This window comes from Lysinibacillus sp. FSL W8-0992 (assembly GCF_038008685.1).
GTDB lineage: Bacteria > Bacillota > Bacilli > Bacillales_A > Planococcaceae > Lysinibacillus.
Genome location: NZ_JBBOZQ010000001.1, coordinates 2,859,663 through 2,882,867, shown reverse-complemented (window position 1 = coordinate 2,882,867; position 23,205 = coordinate 2,859,663). Strand labels below are relative to the sequence as shown.

32 protein-coding genes are annotated in these 23,205 nt (G+C 31.7%); 9 read left to right on the top strand and 23 right to left on the bottom strand.

Annotated elements, in window-relative coordinates; genetic code table 11:
- Nucleotides 1–226 precede the first annotated feature (226 nt).
- Together NSQ74_RS14415 and NSQ74_RS14410 are read left to right on the top strand one after the other, a co-directional pair.
- Nucleotides 227–748 carry a GNAT family N-acetyltransferase gene (locus NSQ74_RS14415; protein WP_340824196.1) on the top strand — a complete coding sequence of 174 codons (522 nt, stop codon included), beginning with the start codon at nt 227–229 and terminating at the stop codon, nt 746–748.
- 201 nt (nt 749–949) lie between these two features.
- Complete coding sequence (locus tag NSQ74_RS14410; RefSeq protein WP_340824195.1) at nt 950–1,990, top strand: beta-propeller fold lactonase family protein; 1,041 nt, start codon at nt 950–952, stop codon at nt 1,988–1,990.
- Between the two features lie 119 nt (nt 1,991–2,109).
- On the opposite strand, the gene NSQ74_RS14405 is transcribed toward NSQ74_RS14410, so the two are convergent.
- The 6 genes from NSQ74_RS14405 to NSQ74_RS14380 form a co-directional block, all read right to left on the bottom strand.
- Entirely contained in the window at nt 2,110–2,742 is a 633-nt protein-coding gene (locus tag NSQ74_RS14405; protein WP_340824193.1) for a hypothetical protein, read from the bottom strand.
- A gap of 87 nt (nt 2,743–2,829) precedes the next feature.
- Nucleotides 2,830–3,192, bottom strand: coding sequence for a DUF6713 family protein (locus NSQ74_RS14400; protein ID WP_340824192.1), 363 nt, complete (start codon nt 3,190–3,192; stop codon nt 2,830–2,832).
- Nucleotides 3,193–3,347: 155 nt separating this feature from the next.
- Complete coding sequence (locus NSQ74_RS14395; protein ID WP_340824191.1) at nt 3,348–3,908, bottom strand: GNAT family N-acetyltransferase; 561 nt, start codon at nt 3,906–3,908, stop codon at nt 3,348–3,350.
- A 211-nt stretch (nt 3,909–4,119) separates the two neighbouring features.
- The gene (locus NSQ74_RS14390; protein WP_340824190.1) at nt 4,120–4,863 is read right to left on the bottom strand and encodes an amidohydrolase family protein; all 744 of its coding nucleotides are present in this window, start codon (nt 4,861–4,863) and stop codon (nt 4,120–4,122) included.
- Between the two features lie 250 nt (nt 4,864–5,113).
- On the bottom strand, nt 5,114–5,560 hold the full coding sequence (locus NSQ74_RS14385) for an NUDIX hydrolase (protein ID WP_340824189.1): 447 nt from the start codon (nt 5,558–5,560) through the stop codon (nt 5,114–5,116).
- 29 nt (nt 5,561–5,589) lie between these two features.
- A complete protein-coding gene (locus NSQ74_RS14380; protein ID WP_340824187.1) occupies nt 5,590–5,733 on the bottom strand; it encodes a hypothetical protein in 144 nt (47 codons plus the stop codon).
- 143 nt (nt 5,734–5,876) lie between these two features.
- On the opposite strand from NSQ74_RS14380, the gene NSQ74_RS14375 reads away from it, so the two are divergent.
- Nucleotides 5,877–6,521 (top strand): pentapeptide repeat-containing protein, encoded by a 645-nt coding sequence (locus NSQ74_RS14375; RefSeq protein WP_340824186.1) that lies wholly within the window; start codon nt 5,877–5,879, stop codon nt 6,519–6,521.
- A 144-nt stretch (nt 6,522–6,665) separates the two neighbouring features.
- Here the strand turns inward: NSQ74_RS14375 and NSQ74_RS14370 are convergent, their stop codons facing one another.
- The 6 genes from NSQ74_RS14370 to NSQ74_RS14345 form a co-directional block, all read right to left on the bottom strand.
- Entirely contained in the window at nt 6,666–6,995 is a 330-nt protein-coding gene (locus NSQ74_RS14370) for a hypothetical protein (RefSeq protein WP_340824185.1), read from the bottom strand.
- Between the two features lie 294 nt (nt 6,996–7,289).
- Nucleotides 7,290–7,733: a hypothetical protein gene (locus NSQ74_RS14365; protein ID WP_340824184.1), complete on the bottom strand. Its 444-nt coding sequence runs from the start codon at nt 7,731–7,733 to the stop codon at nt 7,290–7,292.
- Nucleotides 7,730–8,338: an ATP-binding cassette domain-containing protein gene (locus NSQ74_RS14360; RefSeq protein WP_340824182.1), complete on the bottom strand. Its 609-nt coding sequence runs from the start codon at nt 8,336–8,338 to the stop codon at nt 7,730–7,732. Before NSQ74_RS14360 ends, NSQ74_RS14365 begins: the two co-directional genes overlap by 4 nt.
- Nucleotides 8,335–10,263: a hypothetical protein gene (locus tag NSQ74_RS14355; protein ID WP_340824180.1), complete on the bottom strand. Its 1,929-nt coding sequence runs from the start codon at nt 10,261–10,263 to the stop codon at nt 8,335–8,337. Before NSQ74_RS14355 ends, NSQ74_RS14360 begins: the two co-directional genes overlap by 4 nt.
- 85 nt (nt 10,264–10,348) lie before the next feature.
- Entirely contained in the window at nt 10,349–10,708 is a 360-nt protein-coding gene (locus NSQ74_RS14350) for a mediterrocin family bacteriocin (RefSeq protein ID WP_340824178.1), read from the bottom strand.
- 171 nt (nt 10,709–10,879) lie between these two features.
- On the bottom strand, nt 10,880–11,404 hold the full coding sequence (locus tag NSQ74_RS14345; RefSeq protein ID WP_340824177.1) for a GNAT family N-acetyltransferase: 525 nt from the start codon (nt 11,402–11,404) through the stop codon (nt 10,880–10,882).
- A gap of 265 nt (nt 11,405–11,669) precedes the next feature.
- On the opposite strand from NSQ74_RS14345, the gene NSQ74_RS14340 reads away from it, so the two are divergent.
- Nucleotides 11,670–12,014 carry a hypothetical protein gene (locus NSQ74_RS14340; protein ID WP_340824176.1) on the top strand — a complete coding sequence of 115 codons (345 nt, stop codon included), beginning with the start codon at nt 11,670–11,672 and terminating at the stop codon, nt 12,012–12,014.
- A 157-nt stretch (nt 12,015–12,171) separates the two neighbouring features.
- Here NSQ74_RS14340 and NSQ74_RS14335 read toward each other — a convergent pair whose 3' ends face one another.
- A complete protein-coding gene (locus NSQ74_RS14335; RefSeq protein WP_340824175.1) occupies nt 12,172–12,333 on the bottom strand; it encodes a hypothetical protein in 162 nt (53 codons plus the stop codon).
- 502 nt (nt 12,334–12,835) lie between these two features.
- Here NSQ74_RS14335 and NSQ74_RS14330 point away from each other — a divergent pair.
- Nucleotides 12,836–13,372 (top strand): HXXEE domain-containing protein, encoded by a 537-nt coding sequence (locus tag NSQ74_RS14330; RefSeq protein ID WP_340824174.1) that lies wholly within the window; start codon nt 12,836–12,838, stop codon nt 13,370–13,372.
- 154 nt (nt 13,373–13,526) lie between these two features.
- Here NSQ74_RS14330 and NSQ74_RS14325 read toward each other — a convergent pair whose 3' ends face one another.
- Nucleotides 13,527–13,835 (bottom strand): hypothetical protein, encoded by a 309-nt coding sequence (locus tag NSQ74_RS14325; RefSeq protein ID WP_340824172.1) that lies wholly within the window; start codon nt 13,833–13,835, stop codon nt 13,527–13,529.
- A gap of 499 nt (nt 13,836–14,334) precedes the next feature.
- Entirely contained in the window at nt 14,335–14,709 is a 375-nt protein-coding gene (locus NSQ74_RS14320; RefSeq protein ID WP_340824171.1) for a phage holin family protein, read from the bottom strand.
- Between the two features lie 402 nt (nt 14,710–15,111).
- Here NSQ74_RS14320 and NSQ74_RS14315 point away from each other — a divergent pair, with 402 nt between their 5' ends.
- From NSQ74_RS14315 to NSQ74_RS14305, 3 genes are all read left to right on the top strand, one after another.
- Entirely contained in the window at nt 15,112–15,576 is a 465-nt protein-coding gene (locus NSQ74_RS14315; RefSeq protein WP_340824170.1) for a GNAT family N-acetyltransferase, read from the top strand.
- Between the two features lie 409 nt (nt 15,577–15,985).
- Nucleotides 15,986–16,201 carry a YjcZ family sporulation protein gene (locus NSQ74_RS14310; RefSeq protein ID WP_340824169.1) on the top strand — a complete coding sequence of 72 codons (216 nt, stop codon included), beginning with the start codon at nt 15,986–15,988 and terminating at the stop codon, nt 16,199–16,201.
- A gap of 275 nt (nt 16,202–16,476) precedes the next feature.
- Nucleotides 16,477–16,653 (top strand): asparagine synthase, encoded by a 177-nt coding sequence (locus NSQ74_RS14305; protein ID WP_172771828.1) that lies wholly within the window; start codon nt 16,477–16,479, stop codon nt 16,651–16,653.
- Between the two features lie 52 nt (nt 16,654–16,705).
- Here the strand turns inward: NSQ74_RS14305 and NSQ74_RS14300 are convergent, their stop codons facing one another.
- The 7 genes from NSQ74_RS14300 to NSQ74_RS14270 all read right to left on the bottom strand — a co-directional run bounded on the left by NSQ74_RS14300 (nt 16,706) and on the right by NSQ74_RS14270 (nt 21,867).
- Nucleotides 16,706–17,275, bottom strand: coding sequence for a cysteine hydrolase family protein (locus tag NSQ74_RS14300; protein ID WP_340824168.1), 570 nt, complete (start codon nt 17,273–17,275; stop codon nt 16,706–16,708).
- Between the two features lie 161 nt (nt 17,276–17,436).
- Nucleotides 17,437–18,183, bottom strand: coding sequence for a polysaccharide deacetylase family protein (locus tag NSQ74_RS14295; RefSeq protein ID WP_340824167.1), 747 nt, complete (start codon nt 18,181–18,183; stop codon nt 17,437–17,439).
- A 308-nt stretch (nt 18,184–18,491) separates the two neighbouring features.
- Entirely contained in the window at nt 18,492–19,136 is a 645-nt protein-coding gene (locus NSQ74_RS14290) for an O-methyltransferase (protein ID WP_340824166.1), read from the bottom strand.
- The gene (locus NSQ74_RS14285) at nt 19,123–19,497 is read right to left on the bottom strand and encodes a hypothetical protein (RefSeq protein WP_340824165.1); all 375 of its coding nucleotides are present in this window, start codon (nt 19,495–19,497) and stop codon (nt 19,123–19,125) included. Before NSQ74_RS14285 ends, NSQ74_RS14290 begins: the two co-directional genes overlap by 14 nt.
- Before the next feature lie 437 nt (nt 19,498–19,934).
- Complete coding sequence (locus NSQ74_RS14280) at nt 19,935–20,555, bottom strand: NAD(P)-dependent oxidoreductase (protein WP_340824164.1); 621 nt, start codon at nt 20,553–20,555, stop codon at nt 19,935–19,937.
- A gap of 96 nt (nt 20,556–20,651) precedes the next feature.
- The gene (locus NSQ74_RS14275) at nt 20,652–21,317 is read right to left on the bottom strand and encodes a hypothetical protein (RefSeq protein WP_340824163.1); all 666 of its coding nucleotides are present in this window, start codon (nt 21,315–21,317) and stop codon (nt 20,652–20,654) included.
- Between the two features lie 154 nt (nt 21,318–21,471).
- Complete coding sequence (locus NSQ74_RS14270; protein ID WP_340824162.1) at nt 21,472–21,867, bottom strand: hypothetical protein; 396 nt, start codon at nt 21,865–21,867, stop codon at nt 21,472–21,474.
- A 386-nt stretch (nt 21,868–22,253) separates the two neighbouring features.
- On the opposite strand from NSQ74_RS14270, the gene NSQ74_RS14265 reads away from it, so the two are divergent.
- Entirely contained in the window at nt 22,254–22,682 is a 429-nt protein-coding gene (locus tag NSQ74_RS14265) for a hypothetical protein (RefSeq protein WP_340824161.1), read from the top strand.
- 180 nt (nt 22,683–22,862) lie between these two features.
- Here the strand turns inward: NSQ74_RS14265 and NSQ74_RS14260 are convergent, their stop codons facing one another.
- Nucleotides 22,863–23,165 carry a hypothetical protein gene (locus tag NSQ74_RS14260; RefSeq protein WP_340824160.1) on the bottom strand — a complete coding sequence of 101 codons (303 nt, stop codon included), beginning with the start codon at nt 23,163–23,165 and terminating at the stop codon, nt 22,863–22,865.
- Nucleotides 23,166–23,205: the final 40 nt, after the last annotated feature.

The window sequence follows — 23,205 nt, the reverse complement described above, 5'->3', positions numbered from 1 at the left end:
TAATTATTGTATGAATGACAGTCCTATAATAATTATTAGGTATCCAAAATAAAAAGAAAATCAATCATGTATTAATCTTCATTTTGACTGTCTATTTTGGAAAATTCAACCTATAATTTAAATCAACTTTTCACTTGTTCCTTGACTTACAAGCATTACCACGTTGTTATATTTGCGTAGTATAATACTTAAATTTTAATAAAAAATTTAAAGGAGGAAACAAATCTTGATTACAAACAAAATAAACATTAGGAAAATGACAGCTAATGATTATCGTTTAATGACTCATTGGTTAAGTACAAAAGAAGTATTAGAATTTTATGGAGATATTAATTCACCCTATACAATTGAAGAAGTGAGGAAAAAGTATGAACCAAGAGTACGTGGTGAAAGCACTGTTTCTCCTTTTATTGTTGAGTTAGACGATCTACCTATAGGATACATGCAACATTATCCAATACAAATACATGAGCAAAAAGATTTCGGTTATCTCGAAAATCAAGTGATTTATGGAATAGACCAATTTATTGGTATTCCTAATCTGTTTAATAAAGGCTATGGGACAATAATGGTTAGTAATTTTATTGATTTTATTTTGAAAACGACTGACGTCGAAATCATAATTTTAGACCCTGAAATATCGAATGAAAGAGCAATTCGATGTTATGAAAAATGTGGATTTTCAAAGGTGAAAAAAATTAATCATGAAAATAATTATTTAATGGAAATGACCATCAAAAAAATCTAATTTTTCTAAGCATCTTCCTATTCAGTTTAAATCCCCTCCATCTTCTCTTGAACGCCTAACGATTTAAAAATAAATCAATTTTAAAAACATAAGTAAATACAGACTTTCCACATATAAGAAATATTTTGTATAGGACAACATACAAAGGATATAGTTTAGTTGTACATATTCTAACCATATACGATTAGAAGGAGGTTCAGTGTGGAAAAGGAACCTAGTAATTTTAAAAAGTTCAAGTTTAAAACAAATCCTAGTTGTCATTGTCACTGCTGCGGTTTTTGTTGTAATTGTAGTTGTAAACCACCATATTTACCTGTACAACCAAGCTGTAACTATCTCGTATATGTTACAGACGCTGGTCAATTAGAAACTCCCGATAATAGAGTGTCAGTCATCGATACAGCAACTAATACTATTGTCGCTTCCATTCCAGTAGGAAGTGCTCCTCTCGAAGTCGCGATTTCACCAAATGGCGAATTTGGTTATGTTCCTGCACTCTTCTCAAATAATGTAACAGTTTTTGATACTGCAACAAATATGGTAGTTGCTACTATTCCGGTTGGAGTTAATCCGCTTGGTGTGGCGATTTCACCAAATGGAGCACTTGCATATGTATCCAATCACGGATCAAACACTGTATCTGTCATAAATACAGCGACTAATACTGTAACAGCGACGATTCCAGTAGGGCTTCAACCTCAAGGTATTGCGTTCACGCCAAATGGGGCTTTTGCCTACGTGGCAGATGAAAATTCGAATGCAGTTTCAGTTATTAATACCACTACAAATACTGTAGTTGCTACAATACCTGTTGGAATTCGCCCTAGATCAATCGTTTTCACACCTAATGGTCAATTTGCTTATGTCACAAATGAAAATAGTAGCACTGTTTCTGTAATTAATGCCGTGACTAATACTGTAGTTGATACAATCCCTGTTGGAACAGGGCCTGTTGGAACAGCAATAACTCCTGATGGCACACTTATTTACATTGTAAATAAAGGTATTAATACTGTATCAGTCATAAGTACCGCTACAAATCTAGTCATTGCAACAATCCCTGTTGGTTTATCTCCAGACCAAGTCACAATCTTGCCAGATGGAAAATTTGCATATGTTACAAATCAGGCTGACAATACCGTGTCAGTAATAGATATTGCAACAAATACGGTAGTTGATACAATACCAGGATTTAATGGACCTACTGGCATAAAAACAGGAACCATTTGTAATTCAAACTAAACTGTCCTTTTCTACAGTAATTAGAAAAGCATTTAGTTTAACAAAATAAAACCAGAATAATTCTACAAACGTAGAATTCATTCTGGTTTATATTTGGAGTGTTATTCTTTACCAATATATTAATTTTTCTCGTTTAAATCATCTGGATAAACAATTGTATTAATCACTTCACCATTCGATTCATCTTTGAAAATGACTGTCACCTTATATTTTTCTGGATCTACTCCATTAAATAACTGATAATACATACCTGTAATTGCGAGTCCGAAAGAAGCAATTGTATCAAGGCTATTTTCAAATTCTTCTTTGTTGACTGACAATGTAAATTCTGAAAATGTTTTATTATAACTTACATCTTTAATAGAGGTAAAATCTTCACTCGTTTTAATTTCTTCTACTGATTTAATAATCCCTTCTTCTAATTCCTTCATCATTTTTTTATGCTCTGCTTTAGACATTTTATAAGTAATAGAACCATCTTCATTTTTTATAACTTCCTTGATTCCATCATTTTTCGCTTCAGCTATAACTTTTTCTATATCTTGACCTTCAAAAAAAGTGCCTGGTATTGTTACTTCAACATTTAAAACTCCTTTATCAACTTTTAGTGGCTCTCCATCCGCTGTATTTTCAGTTGAGTTTACAGCAGCAACTTCTTTTTCAGCTCCACCCTCTTTTTCCTTATCTTGACTACATGCTGTTAGAAGCATACCTAGCAATAATAAAAATGGTACTATTAATTTTTTCTTCAATTTTTATTCCTCCTTTACATAAATATACATAATTTGGAGATGTACGACCAGATAAAAAAGCCACATCTTATTAGATATGACTTAAATCTAAATTAAAAATAATAAATGAATTATAGCAAGAATCCCCATAAAATAAATAATCGATCTTGAAAACGAATTTTTAAAGTCGTTTCGAGGGTGCCGTTCAAAAAATAAGTGCAAAATTCCATGAATGATAAAGAATGCATCAAGGACCCAAAAAGTAATTGTTTGATACTCACTGAAAAGTAAGGAAAGGATAATTACGTAAAGAAATAGGTGAATCAATGTAAATACTTTATAAGCCTTAGCATCTTCCATATCTTTTAGTACAATAAACAATCGCCATTCAGAGCGCCTTATAGCATCCATTTCATGCAAAAAAAATAAAGAAAGGTTAAATAAAAAAAGTACAAGCATTAAATCAGGCATATAAAACCTCCCACATTTTTATATACCTAATGTTACTATAAAGATTTGTTCTATATACGAAGTAATATTACCAAAATATGAAAGTTTCACTTTTTTGAAATATTTAAGAAATAAAAAAACAGTTTTATGCTAGGAAAACATTTTTAAACCGAATTTTACTCATATTCCCTTCTTAATATAGAAAAAATCGCAAGGTCAACATATTTTCCATTCTCAAATTCATGTTGTCTTAAAACACCTTCTTTAGAAAAATTTAATTTTTCTAACAATCTAATTGATGATTGATTTTCTGGTTCAACTTTCGCTTCAATTTTATTAATTTTCATCGTCAAAAAGGCAAAAGAAATAATACAACTTAACGCCTCTTTCATTACGCCCTTCCCCCAATAGCTAGGATGTAAATCATAGCCAATTTCAATACGATTATGTTCTTTTTCATAATTCAAAAATCCACAAGTACCAATTACTTTTTTAGACTCCGCATCTTCAATTACCCATCTAAAACCAGTCTGTTCTCGTAAAATCGTATCGTACCAATTCAACTCATCCTTCGCATCATCAATAGACTTAAATGGTGTTAGCGGAGTATATCTAGTCACTTGCTCATCTGAATACAAATCAAAAAGATCATGACAATCATTTTCTAGCGCTTGGCGTAAAATAAACCGTTCTGTTTCAAACATTGGAAAGTTAGTAAAGTTAAAATTGGAATTCATAATCATCACCCTTTTATTGTAAATTAAAGCGCACTCTTCCGATTATCGCAAAATTAAATTTAGAATATTTATAATATCAGCTATTTCAACAAAACAGTCCAACAGCTTGTAAGGAACAAGAAAACACCCTTCGCATTTCCATTTCTTTGCTCAAATTATTGCCAGCAACAGATTGCAAAATAGGTGTTTCATATATGTTATTTAAATTATATTATTTAAAATACCACTCTAACGCATTTTTATATAATATTTGTTCCGCAGCTGCTGGATCAAATAATTGCTGGATCAATTCTATATCAGAATACGCAAAGGGTCTTTTTGCTCGAGTTGAGGGCAAATCTGTACCGAACATTAAAGCATCTGGATTAACAGCATAAATGGATTTCAAAGCATTCTCAACATCAAGACTCACGCGACCAAAACCTGTCGCCTTTACCCGTACACCCTTTTCAACAAGTTGTAACAAATGAGGTAACCCTTCCTCGGATAAACCTAAATGATCAATCGATATAGCCGGTAATGCTTCAATTGTTGGTGCAATTTCTGGCAATTCTTTGGCATCTATATATAATTCACTATGCCAACCAGCTAAATCATAAACACGTCTTGCAAAGTAATCAAGCTTAGTTAAATCTTCGGAGCCGCCACGTTGCACATTAAATCGTAATGCGCGCACACCCTTTTTCTGCAAATCAATAATTTCATCATCAGTTACGGAAAATGGTAATTGTGTTACGCCACAAAATGTAGGGGCCATTTTCTCTAAAGCATCAATTAAGTAATTTTGATCAAAACCTTGGAAAGAGCCGGATACTATCGCCCCACCTACAATATTATAGGTTGTTGTTTCATTTTGATAATCTTCTACAACATAACTTGGTGGAACATATCCTTGGTTTTCAGTAATAGGGTAATTAAAATCTATAATATGAAAATGTGCATCAAAAATTTTCATCAGTCCGCCTCCTCTCTATTTACGCTATCATAGATAAGACATAAATAAAAATACTGATTTATTATTACATTTTTTTCTCAACATTTTTTCAATCAACCTTTAATCATTTTTAAAATTTCACATGGCCAAAGTCATACGATTTGATTGATGTATTAAAAATTCCATCAACTACTCTGGTAAAATTTTCAAATTATCTTTTTTTAATTCTCTGCACAAAACTGGTTCATTCTTCCAACCTTTTGCTTCCCCACTATAAAAAATGTTTGTTCATAATCAATTGAGCTCTTTCATCAATGTTCGCTGGTAATTCTTTTGATGAGAAGTATTTTAAATCTAAACTTTCCCCATCTGACATTGCTAATTCTCCATAGGGATCTTCTGCAAGATAAACACTAATGATGTTATAAACTTCGTCACCATTCGGATACTTAAAGTAAAGCTCTTGTCCTGATAGCAAATCAAGAAATTTGAAGTTTTTCACCGTTAAACCCGTTTCCTCAAATAATTCTCGTGCAGCCGTTTGCTCTAGGCTTTCCCCCAGTTCCATTGCACCACCTGGCAATCCCCATTCTTTTGTATCTGAACGAAGTTGTAGTAATATCTCATTATTGTTATTTAGAACGATGACAGTGGAACCAACTAATATCAATGGTTTTGTACCTATCAATTTTCTTATTTCTTTTATATATTCAGCCAAAAATCGAACACCACCTTAACATTCATTTATTAAATTTTACGAGCAGTCAATTTAGGTTGGTAATAACCTATATTCACGGGGAAATGCCCATCAACATCTACGAAACCAGTTGCTTTCACTACTTTTTTAATTTCTTCGCAACAATGCTCTATATTCCAAACGGAATCATTCAATATAACCCCCTTCATTGTATCTCTTGAACAAATCTAGGATGACAGATTTTCTTGTCCACACAATCACTAAAAAATAAAGTCTTATATAATAATGTATTTTTTATTATTCTATATAAATAATTACATTTGAAAGGTGTGCTATTGTGGCAAAAACATTTAAAATGGAATCACCAAAATTACCTTTAATTTTAGAAAAAGCAAATTTTCAAGATATTTTTTATGAAGAAGATCCGTTCTTATCAGATTGTGTAATCTCTAACACCGTCATTGATAATGAGTGTATTGAAAGACTTATACTTTCAAAAGTTCTCTTTAAAAATGTAAGATTCATAGATGTAACTTTTAGAAAAATTGATTTGACCGATGTCATTTTTGAAAGCTGTGATTTATCGAATGCGAGCTTTAGTGAAGGACTAATTCACAGAGTCAAATTTGAAAACTGTAAATTATTAGGTTTGAATTTAGCAGAAGCTAATGTAGGAAATGTATCTTTTGAAAATTGCATAGCAAATTTATGTGACTTTTCAGATACTCGTTTAAAACAGGTTACTTTTAATAATTCAACTCTACAAGGTGCCAATTATTTCGAATGCAAATTTAATAAGGTCTTGTTTAATCAATGTGATCTTAATGATGTTGATTTTTCTCAAACATCATTAAAAGGAATTGATATTAGCACATGTAGATTTGAAAGGTTAAATGTTACATTGGAAAGTTTGAAAGGTTGTGAAGTATCCTCAGAACAAGCAGTTGGGTTTGCTTCATTGTTAGGCATAAAAGTAGTATAAAATTGCTAAAATCTTGATTAATTAATCCAAGTAGGATTTGAATAGGTAATATGAAAACAACAAACATCATGCCCTTCTTCCGAGTTCAATTGCTGCTTGGATTCTCGTCGATGGGTACAACTAACACTATTACAGGTTTATATATTAGACTTTAATTTTATTTTCCATGTATCGACAGTTAGCACAAAGATAATCTTGATTAATAAAAATAGCACTATACATATTTGACCATGGCATTTGTTCAGAACAGCTATCACATTGATCAATATATTTATCACATAATATACCATTTCCTAGAAAGATAGCCCATTGTTCATCTGACAATTTATCAGATCCGTATTTAATGATTAGTATTGCAATTTCCAACACTTCACCATCATCAAATTTGTTTGTTTTAATTAGTTTTTCCAAATAAGAAATAAATGTAGATGGTTCACTTTTTATTCTCACTTTGAGCTCTTCTATTTGCATCATACTTCCCCTTCTGTCATTTTAAAATGAGATTTAAGGAAATTATATAGTAAATTAAAAATCCCTACTAGATATACATGTATAATTTTCCTTAAAAAAATAAATAATGCATAAGCTAAACTTTTCCTACTACAATGTTGCTAAAAAATGGCTTTATGATCCTACAAAGAAAAACTCGCATTTTGCCATCAAATAATCAAAATGCGAGTTTTACTATTATTTTGAAGCGCTCAGTCTCTGTAAGTTTATGTAACCTTGTTCTGCTACTAGCAAAGCCATCCCCTAATCTTATATAAATTATATTTCCCCCCACATATCTTGCGCTTTCTTAAATAATGTTTCAACCTGTTCTTTGTTATTATCAATTATTTCTTCATGAACATCATCGATAACGCTCAGATCCCTATTAATCATAATAGAGTAAGTTTGCTTATTTTCATCTGTAATTTGAATACCATATTTATTGTCTCCTATGAATGATGGCCATATGATTAATGCATATTTATTATCATCTGTTGAAACAGCTAAATTACCCACTAACGATAAATAATCTGGCAATTTCACATTATAAAGATAAGCATTTTGCGATAATATATAACTACGATTGGGTATAAATTCGTCTAAGTCTCCTGTATATTTAGAATACTTAACATTCATCCAGGCATACCACAATAGATTGTAGACAATAAACATAGAAAGTATAGTTGCTAAAACAATGATTATTTTTTTCTTTTTTCTCATATTTCAACAATCCGCTCTCCTCTTTTTTTAATGTCTTCATCGTGCGTAACTAAAATAATCGTCTTTCCATCTTTATTCATATTTTTTAATATATTGATTACTACATCCGCATTTGCTTTATCTAATGAGCCTGTCGGTTCATCTGCCAAAATAATATCGCATTTTTTTATCATTAACCGTGCTAGTGCAATTCTTTGCTGCTCCCCACCAGATAGCGTATAAATCTTATCATTTAGTTTATTTAATAACCCTACAGAGTTTAACGCTTCTTCAAGACTAATACTTGAACGATTTTTTTGTTTAATCATTTTCAAATTATAGCTTACGGTTTTATCTTCGATTAAAGCGAAGTTCTGAAAAAGAAATCCCACCTTATTGCCAAAATAATTTAATTGATTTTTTTTTTGACTAATATCCATCTTATCAACTAAAATTTTGCCACTATCTATCTGTTCAATCGCACCAATCATATTTAAAAGTGTTGTTTTACCACATCCACTTGGCCCTGAAATTACAATAAACTCTCCATCTTGAATAGTTAAACTAAAATCTTTAAATAATTCTCGATTTCCAAAAGATTTATTTAAATTCTTGATTTCGATCATTTAACGGATCCACCTTTAAGAATTGATTGTATGCTTCTATTTTCTGCTATTCGTATGTAATAGAAAACAAAGCAAAGTTCTAATAACACAACTGAAAACCCACCAGTGATTAAGTATAGTTCCGAACTCCACTCAAGGAAATGCCCAATTATAAAAGCAGCCTTTCCTGCAATACCGCCAAAAATAATGGTTGTTAAAAATAATTTTTTATATCTTTCAAATAAGCCATAACCCATTATTTTTTTCAATGCAATTTCAACTGCATTGATACTATATTCGTAGTTTAAAATGGTTTTAATAATGATGGCTTCTAAAATTAATAAAATAATGAGTAAAACGCAACCTATAACTATCCCTTTTTTATAAATATTCCATTGATGAATATAATGCTCATAAACATTTGTCTTGAAATTATTTGCCTTAGAAAGACTTAAATGGTTGTTTTCAATAAATTGTTCCCACTCGTAGTCTTGAATTTTATACATGGATGGTCCAAATATAAAAACATTCCAGTAAGGGTTAAGCGCATTTGTGTCCATATTGTTGAATAAAATGATTGGATTCTTTACTATCTTACTACTAATATTAAAACCTTTATCTATTGCTATAATGTCTATTTGTTTTTTATAGGCAATAATATTAAATTCATAAGGGTGTGGATAGTACGTTTCCCATATTTTTATCATTTCCGTTTGAACACTTTTAGAATTATATTTTTCTGGAACTAAAAAATACACTTTTTGTTCGAGCGAAGCAGTATTTAATTCGCTTATTTTATCATGTAAATATTCAAGGGTACCGCTATCAGCAAAAACATATGGAGAACCTAAGTCTCTAGTTTGTAAATCTACTAAAGAAAGGGTGTTATTCATTGCAAGATTCTCTTTATAAAAATCAAACCTTAATTGTTGTGTCACTTCACCGTCTTCAACATTTATATTTACATAAGAATAATCTTTAGCATTTTCAAAAAAAGGTTTTTGTTTATAAAATTTTAGCCCTTCATCAATTAGCGTTAGACATCCCGCAGCCAGTATCACCGTTATACAAATAGTAATAATTTTGTACACATAACTTAACTGCAAAACTTTTTTGACACTATCTTTTGATTTCATATCTTTTTTATAATCACCTAAAAAAAGTGTGAAAAAGGTACATGCGTTGAATACAACAAAAACCGCAAACATTAAAAGGGAAATACTAAAATGATAATTTGCATTTGTAAACTGTAAAAATAATAGTATTAGCACTGAATATGTACAAATAAAAAACAGTGTATCTGCGATAACATTTCGAAAAATAATATGTTGCAATCTTTCTCCAGAAATAACTCTTAACGCTACTTCTTTTCTCATTTGAGCCACTTCGTAGAAAGTTATTAAAAGTAAAAGACCTAATATAATAACCCAAGTAATGCTAATATTGAAGGCACTATATCCCTCCTGTGGAAACTTTCCTGCATACTTATCAATCAGGTTTTGCTTAAAACGAATCTGGTTTTCTTTATCCCCAATCAAATAATATTTTTCAAACTTATTGACATCTGGAATAGTGGTTATTGGTAATACCTCAAATTGGATATCCCCTAGAAAGATACTTTGATAATGACCAGGTTGTACTGAAGAACTTTCCTTTAAATAATTTGCGGTTCCTTCTGTCGCATATATATTTATATTTTCAGAATAAACAGTGGAAATTTTTCTATCCACAACAAAAACCTCTAAATTTTCTTCCTTAGCTGCTGTTGTAATATCCTTTAACATCACTTCTTGAGGAATATGGATAGACATTACTCCATTTTTATACATCGTAACGTAATCATATTTCGTTTCAAAGCTAACTAAATGCCATACGTATGTCTCCCCGATAAAAGTGAATCCTATACTAAATAGTATTAAACTAAGAATATACTTTGCTTTTTTCACCGCAATCACCCTGTTATGGAATAGATTACTTATAGTGCAAAAGCGAGTTAACCTAGTGTTAACCCGCTTTAGTAGTCAAACTAGATTACCAATTACAACGATATATATAAGTATCACTATCTCTATGACGTACTTCTACTTTTGATAGTCTTGAAGCAGGTTGACTTGAACCTGTATGCCATTCACCATTAAATAAAGACGCATAATGCTCATTTGACGCATGGTTTGCCCAAGCATAATCTTCATTAATAAACCGTGTGTTATAACCATATGTTATGGTAGATAACCCATCCGATCCTGTAGCATACCGTTCCCAAGCTGTTACAAAGTTTCCGCTATACGTAGCTTCTAATGTAGCAGCGGAAACAGGAACTACTGCTGAAAACGTTAAAGCACTGACCAGAACTAACCCTGCGGACAATTTTTTTACCTTTTTCTTACACATAAACTACGTCTCCTTTCTTTATTTTTTTGCGAACATTATATACTATCAAAATAAAAAAATCAATACAGTTAACTAAATTTTCAGATTTTTGATAGTACCTTAATAAAAATATAAAAGACCAGCTCGCTATATTCACTTCGCTGGTCGTTACATTGAGTTTTATAATCGTATTTACTTAATTAAAGAATAAATATTCGTATCATATGGCATATCATTTTGATGCATAAAGTTTCTTAAAACCCCTTCTTTTTCAAACCCTAATTTTTCTAATAGCTTGTTGGATGCATCATTTTCAGTAAACACTATGGCTCCGATACGCATTAAATCCATCTCTTGAAAACCATATGAAATAATTTTATCTACAGCTTCCTTGGCATAGCCCTTCCCCCAACTTTCGGGAAATAGTGCGTAACTAATATCCGCTTTTTTATGCTCTGTGGACCACTCTTGAAAGCCAATAGTTCCGATAATCCCCTCTTGCCCTTGCACTTCAATACCCCATTTAATGCCTCGTTTTTCCTTGAAATTATTAGCAAAATTTTGGATGATATGATTCACTTGTTCTATGCTTGTTAATGGCTTTTGTCCATAATGGCGTAAAACGTCTGGATTAGAGAAGCAGTTTAATATCGCTTGCGCATCTTTATCTGTCAATTCTCTTAACACTAAACGATCAGTATTTAATATTGGAAACATTTCTTCACGCTACTTTCGAAAATAGTATTTTTACCATTCTATAACAATAGCTTTATATTTACATTAATTATTTTATTTTGTAGTGCATAATCGAAATTCACTAAGTATTAACTTCTTTAAATAACAACAGCCAAGTCTTCCTTCTAAATCGTTAATTTGCAAAAATTTTGTCACTCAAATATGGTAATGTCATATTAATATGTACATTTAATGTTAACTTACCTAAAATAGTAAATAGATGTTAATAGGAAGGTGTGTATTAAGATTGCGCAATTGCCCAAATTGCTTGGCAAATAACTCTTTTAAAAAAATAATTGAAGATGGTTTAATTCTATATAAATGTGAGTATTGCAATACAATTAACGAAGAGGTAAATGAAGAGATTGTTTATCAAAATTCAACTTTTGTGACAGAAAGAGCATCTGATTTTGAAGAAGCACCAGTTTATAATGAACATAATGCAAAATTATTTAAAGTAATTTTAGCTTATATATTTATTTTAGGATTATTCGTTATTATACCCATAGTAATAGAAGGAAACTCTCGTAGTTTTCATCTGGAGAAATTTCTAGATGATTTATATGAAATTTTTAATATTGGAAACAAATAAATGAAAGGAATAGCGTGAATATAAAAATGCAATTTCTACTATAAAATTAAAAATAGTTATGCTATTGATGTAGAAAATTTTGTTGAATACGAAACAGTGATTTCCCACGTTTGTTCAAATAAATAAAGCACCTCACTCAAAGTGAGATGCTTTCTATTTATTGCGGTACTACTTCAGATATTTTTTCAAAGTCTAGAAGATATCCACCGATTTTCGCTTTTTCTAACTCTTCTTTATATTCTTCTTTACGCTCATTAAGTCTGTCATCAAGTGTGTTTTGATAGGCCGGAAATAGATTGTAATCTACTGGTTTCCCCATAAGTTCACCTCTTATTTTATATTTTTTATTTATTATATGCTATATTGATATTTTCTGACAATCATGAATGGTAAATTTGATTATTAAGTTCGACAATATTGCAAGAACATAGGCTTATTATACAACACCTACATTATACTATTTTCCTATCAAATGTACTTATTCATTTAAGTGACTCATATACTATATCGCTTCGAGTTTTAATTAAAGGAGTTTGTTGAAGGCTCTTTATATAAATCAAGCGGAAACATCCTTTAATTATTATAATTAGAAAGAATGAATTTATTAGGAAGAAGCTAAGAGGATATTTTTAAGAAAAACTTTTATTTTTTATCTAGTTTACAGGCTAATAGCTAGCTATCATAACTATTTCGACATAGTAATAGTAGTGTAAAGCTAATTTAGCTTTGCACCTCCTGATTTGTTGGTTAGGGTCACTCTGGTCCAGTGACCCTATTTAATTTATTAAAACAAATTTACAAGAAAGTAGTGGCGTTACAATATGGAATTTTGGCTAAACATTCAAACACTAATATGGTTATTTCCTATTTTTTTCATTGTTCACGATTTTGAAGAGATTATAATGGTTGAAAAATGGTTACATAACAATAAAAACAAGTTATATAAACGATTGCCACCAAAATTAGCTGATCGAATAGTAAAACAATTTTCAATGACTACAGCTCAATTTGCTGTAGCAGTCATCATTGTTTTTTTATTTGTAAGTGGAGCCACAATTGCTGCTAATCTATATTTATACAATGGCTTAACGATGAACCTTTATTTTTTCATCGTAGTTTCATCAGTATTTTTTATCCATGCATTTACACACATTGGGCAAACAATCTTTTTTCGGTCTATTACCCCTGGTACTGTTACATCGGTAATTATTATTATTCCATACAGCGTTCTTTTATACAGATCGTTGTTTTTTCAAGGGATCATTACTTGGAAAATGATTTTGATTAGTTTACCTTTTGGGCCTTTATTTTTCCCTATAGTTTTAACAGCTCACTGGATAGGTAGAAAGGTTATTTAAAATTTCAACTTATGCAAAGTCGTTACTCACTTTCTTTTTACCTTTTACTCCGATCGCTTGTACTTAGAATCTAGTAATCCCATTCTTTCAGGAACTGTAAGCGTCAACTAAACAGGACACAGCTGTTATTCTGTAGCATATTTAATGAATTTGTCTATTTTACATATTTCAAATGCTTTTTAACAAATGCAATAATGTATTGCACTTCCTCTTCCGTCATTTCTACTAAGCTACAAACTCTTCGTAGTTTGGCAGGTGACTTTAATTGTTCTCGCACTTTATCAATTAGCATGTATTTACACTTACGTGGATTCACATAGTCCCTTATTCGCTTATAGCGTAAGTATGCATAACGAGCAAATGCATTTAGCATCTCTCTCTCGTAACCTTCTCGTTCTAAGTTCATAACAGCTGCATCTATCTCTTCAGTTTCAAATATCCAGGAACCGTCAGTCAATTGCATAGTACCACCTCTTCCTTATAAGCTTGAGTAGGCTTGTTGATGTAAAAAATTAGGGCATCATCATAAAGCAGTTTTTTGGCAACTCCTCTTCCGTCATCAATGTCCCACGATTTAAATAAATAACCTTTTCGGATTTTCTACATCATCAACTTTCCTTCTTCTATAATCATTAAATGCATTACAAAAAGCCACACCTAGTTAGATGTGACTCTTTTTTTATTTTTATCAATATTTACTTGTCCATCATGCATTTTTCACTAATCTATTATTTAAAAGTAAATTGCCATAATGGTGTAAAGATAACCACAATGTCACTGATTTGAGGAATTATTTTCACCACATGTTAAAGTTGAGTCAAATTAATTCTTTCCAAAGGCTGAGAGGTGTTGACTATTATTTCTTTTGCTCTGGTCTTTTTTGGTAATTCGTTACCATTTCCTGTGTGGGTTATCTTTTTTTATTAATATTATTGTGGATTCGCAACTTTACTTTACAGTTACTATTCATCATCCTTTTTATCATCGTTATCCTTTTTTAACTGGGCAAAAGCATTAGCTAAAAACTTCGGAACACGAATTCCTAACTTACCTAAGTTTTCGATGATGCTAATGCCTTCCATTCCTATTAAAAATAAAATCATAGCATTTCGCATAAAATCTCCGCTTTCTGTAGCATTGTCCAATTGCACAGCTGCTATGACCATTAAAATCATGGCTGTTTTTTTCAAAAGCCCTTTAAACGTTTTACGAGAATCAATATCTTTTATTATCCAACCAACCATTACTCCTAATGTCAAATCGATAGCCATTAAGATTGTTAAAGATGTTACCAATTCATCTACACCGCCAATTAGATATGCAATTAATGCAGTCATACCACCTACCAACGATGACCAAAGCGTATTTGTTTCCAGAATATCACCTACTTCCCCATTATTTAAAACCCACACAGGTGATAGCTGAAGGCACAAAACATACTTTATTTTTCATAAAGTACATCGTTTGATTTCGTCAATAACAGCCTCCATTTCTAGCATATTCAATTGCGTAATCGATGAACGTTAACAAAAATACAGAAAAAACGAACATAAAAAAATATTTTATGATTAGTAATCTATCTTGTGAAAATCTCTCCGCTTCTATCCACTAGCGTTTTCTCCTCCCTCATTTTGTATTTAAAGCACTTACTACACGAGAAAACACAAACTATATATTAAAACTTTCTAATGTTGTAAAATATTAGAATAACCTAAAATAAACGTAATGGAGGCATTACAGTGCAAATAAAAATCGCTACATTAAATGAAATTGATGAAATTGAATGCTTATATCAAGAGCTATTTACTGAAATGTCCAACTTACAACCGAAGTATATAAAACCTGCAAAACAAGATGTGACATTTGTACAGAATACGATTAATAATAAAGATTCAGATATTTTAATAGCGGATATAGATAACCGAACAGTTGGCTTCTTGCTAATACAAGAAACTACGACTCCTCCATATTCATGTATAGTTGAACATCAATACGCATTTATCGTAGATATTATTGTTGGAAGCCACTATCAAAATCAAGGTATCGGTTCTACTTTGCTATCTGAAGCGAAAAAATGGGCAAAAAATCGGCAGTTAGATTACTTGGAGTTGAACGTTTTAACGGAAAATATAGGTCCAATTACTTTATACGAAAAACAAGGATTTCTAGATATGAACCATACAATGCGTTTGGAATTGGCGTAGCTTAGGATCTTACAGTTTATCCATCAACGATTTAAATTGTAACGCAGTAATTCCAATGTAGACGCAAGCTTTACATGAACATCATTTATTGCGAAAAAAAACAATATGCAATACAACTGAAGGCGAGTACTCTATACAGTTGTCCACTCTGCATAGCAATTCTATGCCATAATAAAAATGTGTGTTATAATACTTGTACTGACAAACCAAAATGGTAACCAATATTGAGCTGTAGCGTCTTTCTGAGCTACAGCTTTTTTTATTAGGCAAATCTTTTTTTACCTATTCAATACCAAACTTTTTTGTATTAATAAAAACATTTCTAAAACAGAATATGAAAATTGGGATAAATACCCCTCCGCATTTCTACAATGAACATATTATAAATTGAAGGAAGGAGGAATGTTTCATGGGATACTACGGAAATGCAGGTAATTGGAACAATAATTTTTATGGTGGATATAGCATGGGCGGTAGTTACGGCGGTGGCTGTAACTATGGCGGTGGTTGTAACTCCGGTGACAATTACTACGGCGGCGGCAACGGCAACGGATCAGCATTCGCGTTAATTGTTGTACTCTTTATTCTTTTAATTATTGTCGGTACTGCGTTTATTAATTACTAACATTCAAAGTAATGGAATGTGTGTTACCGTTTTAAACTCCTATTAACTCCAAGGGTCACTTCCCCCAAGTGACCCTTTTTATATGTTCTTTTTTAGATGATAAAGGAAATGAATGCGTAGCTTTATAATTGCATTGGTTGCTTATCAAAATTTCTTTACACATTTGCGAATGCGCTTTTCACTAAAACAACATTGGACAAGTATAGCATTATGCATATTCGTAAATAGTAATAATGGTGTCATTACGCCAATTAACTACGATGGAGGGATTGTTGATGAATAACATTCGAGAAGGTTTAATCCCAACTATTTTAGGTTCTGCTGTTACGGCTGCCGGCTATGCCTTAAAGCAAAAAAGTGGCTCTAACAAAATGATTGCAAACACAGTCTTTGGATTTGGTTTAGCACATATCGTGTTAGGAGCAATAGACCTTGTAGAACATCGTCGTTAGTAATTGGAGAGCACATTTTTGTGCTCTTCTTTATTTTTAGACATTCGAATGCCTAATTCTCTGCACGATATTGATTGTGGTTAGGTTTGAATACATAATCTTGGGCGTTTCTAACAACAGCAAAATTATCAACATTATAATGACCGTGCAGCGTTTCATTGTGATGCGCAATAATTTGCTCTGCGGAAAGTGACTTTGAATCAGTTGTTGAATGACCATCTGCAATTAGAGTGACATCGAACGATAGCACTGTAGCTGCCCTCACTGCTGTATCGATACAATGTTCTGTTTTACAGCCCATTATGACTAAATGATCCACTTTCTTATCTTTTAAATATTGAAGCAAGTCAGTTTGATAAAAAGCATTCGTCGCTTTTTTATCTATAAATATTGCTCTATTTGTTGGAATGTTAATTTCATTATGAACTTGAAACCCAGCCCCTTGTCCATTTGCAACATCTTTATCTCTAACAAAGATAATAAAAGCATTCTCTGTTAATGCTTCTTGAATAACGAAATTAATATTTTCAATTAATCTATCTTTCTTAAACACTTCTTGTTCTTCGTTATTACCATCAATTAATTCTTGTTGAGCATCGATAACTACTAAAGCTTGCTTCATTTATTTTCCCTCTTCCCTATAAAAAATTTTTATTTATTCCATTAATTACTATAATATATAATAATCACGCTTGAACAGTAAAACCTCGAAAAGTAGTCACTTGTATAGTGACACTAATCGAGGTGTTCGTTTTAGTTCTTACAATTTTGGAACTATATCTTTTATTTATTTTCTTCCAATTTTCTATTTGCCTTTTGCACTTCAAGTAATTCAGATACCGTGACAAATTTGTATCCTTGCTTTTCAAGTTCAGGTAGTATTTTTTCTAAAGCTTTAACGGTTTGTCCCCGATCTCCTCCGCCATCATGAAAAAGAACGATATTTCCTTCTTTAGCTCCTTTTAATACAGTATTTACAATTTTATTAACGCCAGGACTTTTCCAATCCATTGTATCTTGATGCCAAGACCACATTACAACTTTATATCCTTCTTTTGTAACAGCTTCGATCATTCCATCTGTATATTGTCCTTCTACAGGACGGAATAAAGTCGGCGTATATCCAGTAATACCGTATATCGTATCGTGTGTTTGTTTAATTTCCTTAAGTAAATTCGGAACAGTTGTTCTTAACGGATGAGTATATGTGTGAATGGCTAATTCATGCCCATCTTCATACATTCGTTGAACAACTTCTGAGTTCTTTTCTGCATTTTCTCCTACGATAAAAAATGTTGATTTTGCCTGATATTTAGCTAATATATCTAATATCTCTGGCGTGTATTTTTTATGAGGACCATCATCAAAGGTCAACGCTATAATTTTTTCATTCGTTTTAATTTCCCATAATATTTGCCCTGCTTCTTCATAATACTTCCTTCCTTTATCTGCAGAGAAACTTTTGCTCACAAAAAAAACAGATACCACCAAAATGCAAATAGGCATGATTAACAGCATAAACTTCTTCAAAAATCTTCACTTCCCAGAGAAAAATATTTAGTACTTTATTATTTGTTGATTTCTTTAAAAAATGCTTTTTAATTAGAATTATTAGCTGTCATATGAAGTATAAAATTACGACAACTGTGCAATAATAAAATTAAAGCCATGAATCTCCCTAAACAACATTTTTCTTTTAAGCTGTAGCATTGTACTTTTTGCTACAGCCTTTTTCTGTTTGAAAAGCGCATGATCTAGATAAAGATGCAACGATTAATTTCTAAAATGACAAAATACCTCGAGAGCTTAACTCTCGAGGCATTTTTTCCCTTTTATACTCATTCTTTTATTTTCACTTTTGAAATTGTGATGCCATCACCAATTGGAATTAGGATCGATTCTAATTGTGGGTGATTAGCCACTGTTTCATTAAATTTCTTCATAATTTCTGTATAACGTTTATTTTTTGCACTCGGGTCTGCTACACTGCCACCAGCAAGTACGTTATCTGTAACGATTAATGCCCCCTCTTCTGCAAGAGAAAGACAATAGTTCAAGTAGTTTTCATAATTATCTTTATCTGCATCAATAAAGAAAAAGTCGAATCGTTTTTTATCTTCTGCTAATGTTGCGAGACTTTGTAAAGCTGGTCCAGTCATATAGCTCACTTGCTGACTAAATCCTGCTTTAGATAAGTTACTCGCTGCTAACATTGCATATTTTTCTTCTAATTCAAGGGAAGTTAAATTCCCTGCACTACCAAAGCCCCTAGCTAGACATATTCCACTATACCCTCCAAGTGCACCTATTTCTAATATTTTTTTTGCACCGGAGATGGATACAAGCATGGATAAAAATTTACCGGAAGAGGGTGAAACTGAGATTGACGGCATGCCATTTTCTTCAATAGATGAAATAACATCCTCCAATAGTGGATCTTGATGATAAAAAGTTGAATCGATATAGTGATTAATTTGTTTCATTTATCTCTTTACCTTCCGCCTCATTCGGCATAGATTCTTTATTTTCAATATTTTCCTCTTCACTAATCATATCCATTGTTTCATTTTCTTGAATTTCAAATAATTGGATAAATTCATTAATGACCATATCCATTGCTTTTAATTCTCCAACTAAAATTTGTTGAATTGATTGATACTCAGGTTGTTCTAATTGCTGTTTAATCGTTGCACGCTTTACATTCATTGTCTCTAAAAAGGCTATAGCTCTGCCTCGACGGAATGTTTTCGGTCCTCGATGATGCGAAGAACTATCCTTTCCTCTGTATCGCTCACCACGATGATGTCCTTCTCTTTTATATTCTTTAAATTCTTCTCTTCTCATTTTACATCCTCCTTGCGTATACAAACGTATACATTTAACAACAACTTTATTGTATACATTTGTATACATATTGTCAACGATATACTTCCTCCATAAATTAAAGCCTTTTCAACAGGGAAAAACTCTTTAATTTATCTGTTGCTAGAGTTAAAAATATAATAATGGATAAAATAATTGTATTTTTATAGTTTTCAGGCGGACGGCTAATCAAAAATAGCTTCCATAGCATATGAATAGTAATGTAAAGCATAATCAGCTTTTACAAAAAACTCTCCTGTTTTGGGGCTACTTTCTATCGAAGGTAGCCTTTTTTATTTAACTTTTTAAATGTTAGTCAACTAATTTTGTAAAAAAACACACTAGCTTTAACAAATTATTGTTAAAACTAGTGTGTTTTAAATTTATACAGCCGCTTAGAAAGACATCTTATTTTTCTTTTAGTAAGCAATGCCTACCCGAGATTTCACAAATTTTGTACATTGAATTTGTTGGTAGGTAAATTCCGCAGTATCAGCTACTGAGATTTCAGTTCCACCCTCCGGTAAGAAATCTCGTTCTACGCGATAATTACCAGTATAATGTCCATCGGGTAAATATGTAGGACAAACAATCGTCCATTCCATATCAGATTGTTCTAATATCTTCAATACATTGTGGTGTTCTTGGGCTGCTCTTGTTGTCTTTCTTTTCGATTCACTGGATTGATATCGTAGTAAACTAGGCGTTAGATGGCTTTGTAATATTCCTGCTGTTCCAACAGTAATGATTCGATATAAATTTCTCTTTTTCATCTCTTGTATAATTAGAGGTAAACTTTCTGTCAATGTTTTTGTACCATCAGTATTTAGTGCACTAATGACAACATCTGCATTAGCCATAACAGATGCAATATCTTCAATGTTTAAGACATTCCCTTGCTTAACATGTAAATTTTCATCGGTTATGTTCATTTTACTTGGCGTACGAACTAATGCTATTACGTGATGGCCTTCTTTTAATGCCAATGAAACAATGTGACTACCTACACGACCGGTAGCCCCAAAAACTAATATATTCAATATAATCACCTCTTTCCTAGCGATTATAGCATAGGTCGTTTTAATTTACTTTCGCATAACAATGGGCACATCTCTAAGAGTGTGCCCAGTTGTTTACTATTCGATATAGGATGTTGCGATCGCTTGAGCTAACGTAGTGCCACCATCAATATTTTCATAATTATATGGACCTAATGGTAACCCCCAAATTTCAACAAAATCTCCCTCAAGGAATTCTGTTGAATGATAACCAATTGCAAATATAGCATTAAAATCCATATCTTCAATTAGAATGATTGATACAGGTGTTCCATCATCTAATGTCTCCTCTTGAATCTGAATGATATCGCCTGCAAAAGTTACCATTTGCTCTAAATACGGCTTTACATTTTTATTTAAATGCTTGGAAGTGATTTTATCATCTGCAAGCTTTTTCGTCTTTTGAATTGCATCTTTTGATAATGCAGGGAACAAATCTGCATTTGTTGAAATAAAATTATATGATTGCTTATCCAATGTTAATTGTTCTTCTGTAAGACTAGGAACATCTTCTAAATAGTTTCTAGCATAATTAACCGTAACAACCGGAGCAGCTGCTTCTTGTTCTATTTCATCCTTTTTAGCTTCGTCTTTGATTTCAGATTCTTTTTCAGGTGATGATTCTTCCTTCTTTGTTTCACTCGATGGTAAAGAGGTGTTACCGCTCTTACTTACTTCATTTCCACATGCTGCTGCCATAATTGCTACTAAAGATAGTACAGCCATTAATACAAACTTCTTCATCACAAAATCCTCCCAATATTTCTTTTAACATACTTAATATACCAATAAAGGGAAGTATAAACTATAATAATTTTACAATATTTTTCAAATTAAGATAGTTACAACTATCTATTTTGTCTTTTAGGATTAGACCGTCTTGCATATACAAAAAAATTCAATCTATATTTGTAAGTTGAACATCTACAATAAACAAATTAAAGTTATTTTTTTCGGCAATACCAGTTACTATTTTTTGAATTTTACTTTCTGTGCTACTATCTAATTTCTCTAAATCATGTAAATGTATAGTAATGATTTGATTGTCCGAAGAGTCAATTAAATATTCAATCGTACTATCAGGTTGATAGCCTTCAGCGCGTAACGCCATAATTATTTTTTTTGTTAATTGAGTACTTTGTAATTTTTGTGCTATGTCCTCAGCATTTGTTTGTGAAGAATTATATTGAGTAATTTGGACAGTTGAAGGCATTTGATTTTTTATATAAATTGCTAATAAGACGATCAAAACAATCATTATAAAAAAAATGCCTCTTTTTAGTCTTTTATGCACCCTCTCTAGCTCTCCTTTATCAATAAAATACGAAACCTTAAAGAAATCGCTTTTAAAGAAGAAATTTGATATATGAGGAATTAGCGGTCGTAGTAGTTATATGAAGTTAATTACTGAGGTATAACTTCATACTTCGTTCTCGTTTTGGTTTGTGTTAATGGAGCATACTTATCACCCATTTATTTTTAGACTATGTTATCTAACCTATTTTTTTATACCATCTATTTCTTTTAGGTATACATACCAATTTATTTTTTTGAAATAACATTTAATTTTAAATCTATTTGATGGACATTTTACCAAGTCAATTGCATTTCAATTCATAGTATATAAATGTAACGCTGGCGCTGCATTACACAACAAACTAACAAAAGGGAGATAATAGAATGGAAGATAATAGATATTTCAAACATATGAATTGGGATTATAGCAAATTTGAAAAGAAATGTTGCTGTGGTAAACATGACCAAGAACATAAGGAGAAAGCATGCTGTCATAAATATGATGAATGGAAACATAAGCAGCATCATTGTGATTGTAAAGAAGAGAAACATTGTTGGAAAGAAGAAAAAGATGAATGCAAAGATGATCACCATCACTGTAAAGGCTGCATTTGTCATTTATTAAAATGCTTTGAGTTAGGAACTACAGTTGATGTTTATTTATCTGGTGGGGGTAGCTTCCTTGGAGTTGTATTTTTAAAATTAGATAACAGAAATTGCTGTGCATATTTTGTTGAAAATGGAGCAGCATTCGAACCAATTATTATCGATTGCGAGAAAATTGACGCAATTAGACGTATTGCAACTGTGTAATCATAAACTAGCGATCAACTAACTCTTAATAAGCATCTGCTTGCAATCTAAAATACTTTTCAGTCTGCTCAGACAATGTCTGCTGCGTTAACCAATCATTAATTTATCCATTATTGTCAAGCAGATGCTTTCTATATAAACCATTTGACCATTTAATTTTATTACAGTTGCAAAGCTCCGTTATCCATTTACTATTACTTTTACAATTGGTTCTAGCTTTCCTATAAATACATCTCCTAAATAGTCTACATCAATTACAACTGCACGCGGTTCAAAACGTTGGATACTGTCAATAATACGTGCGGTATTTCGTCTCTTTGCTATTTGAAAGGGTACTTCCATCTCCTTTTTCTTATCTCTCACCCTTTTTTCTGGGTAAGACATGACAAATGTAGATAAAATATACGCTACATTTTGCAATACTTCATCAACACCAGTTGCACAAAAATCAATATTGCTCGTAGCAGTAACTTGATGTGTCATCCTATCAACCTTTCTACAATAATCCAATTTATTTTCATGT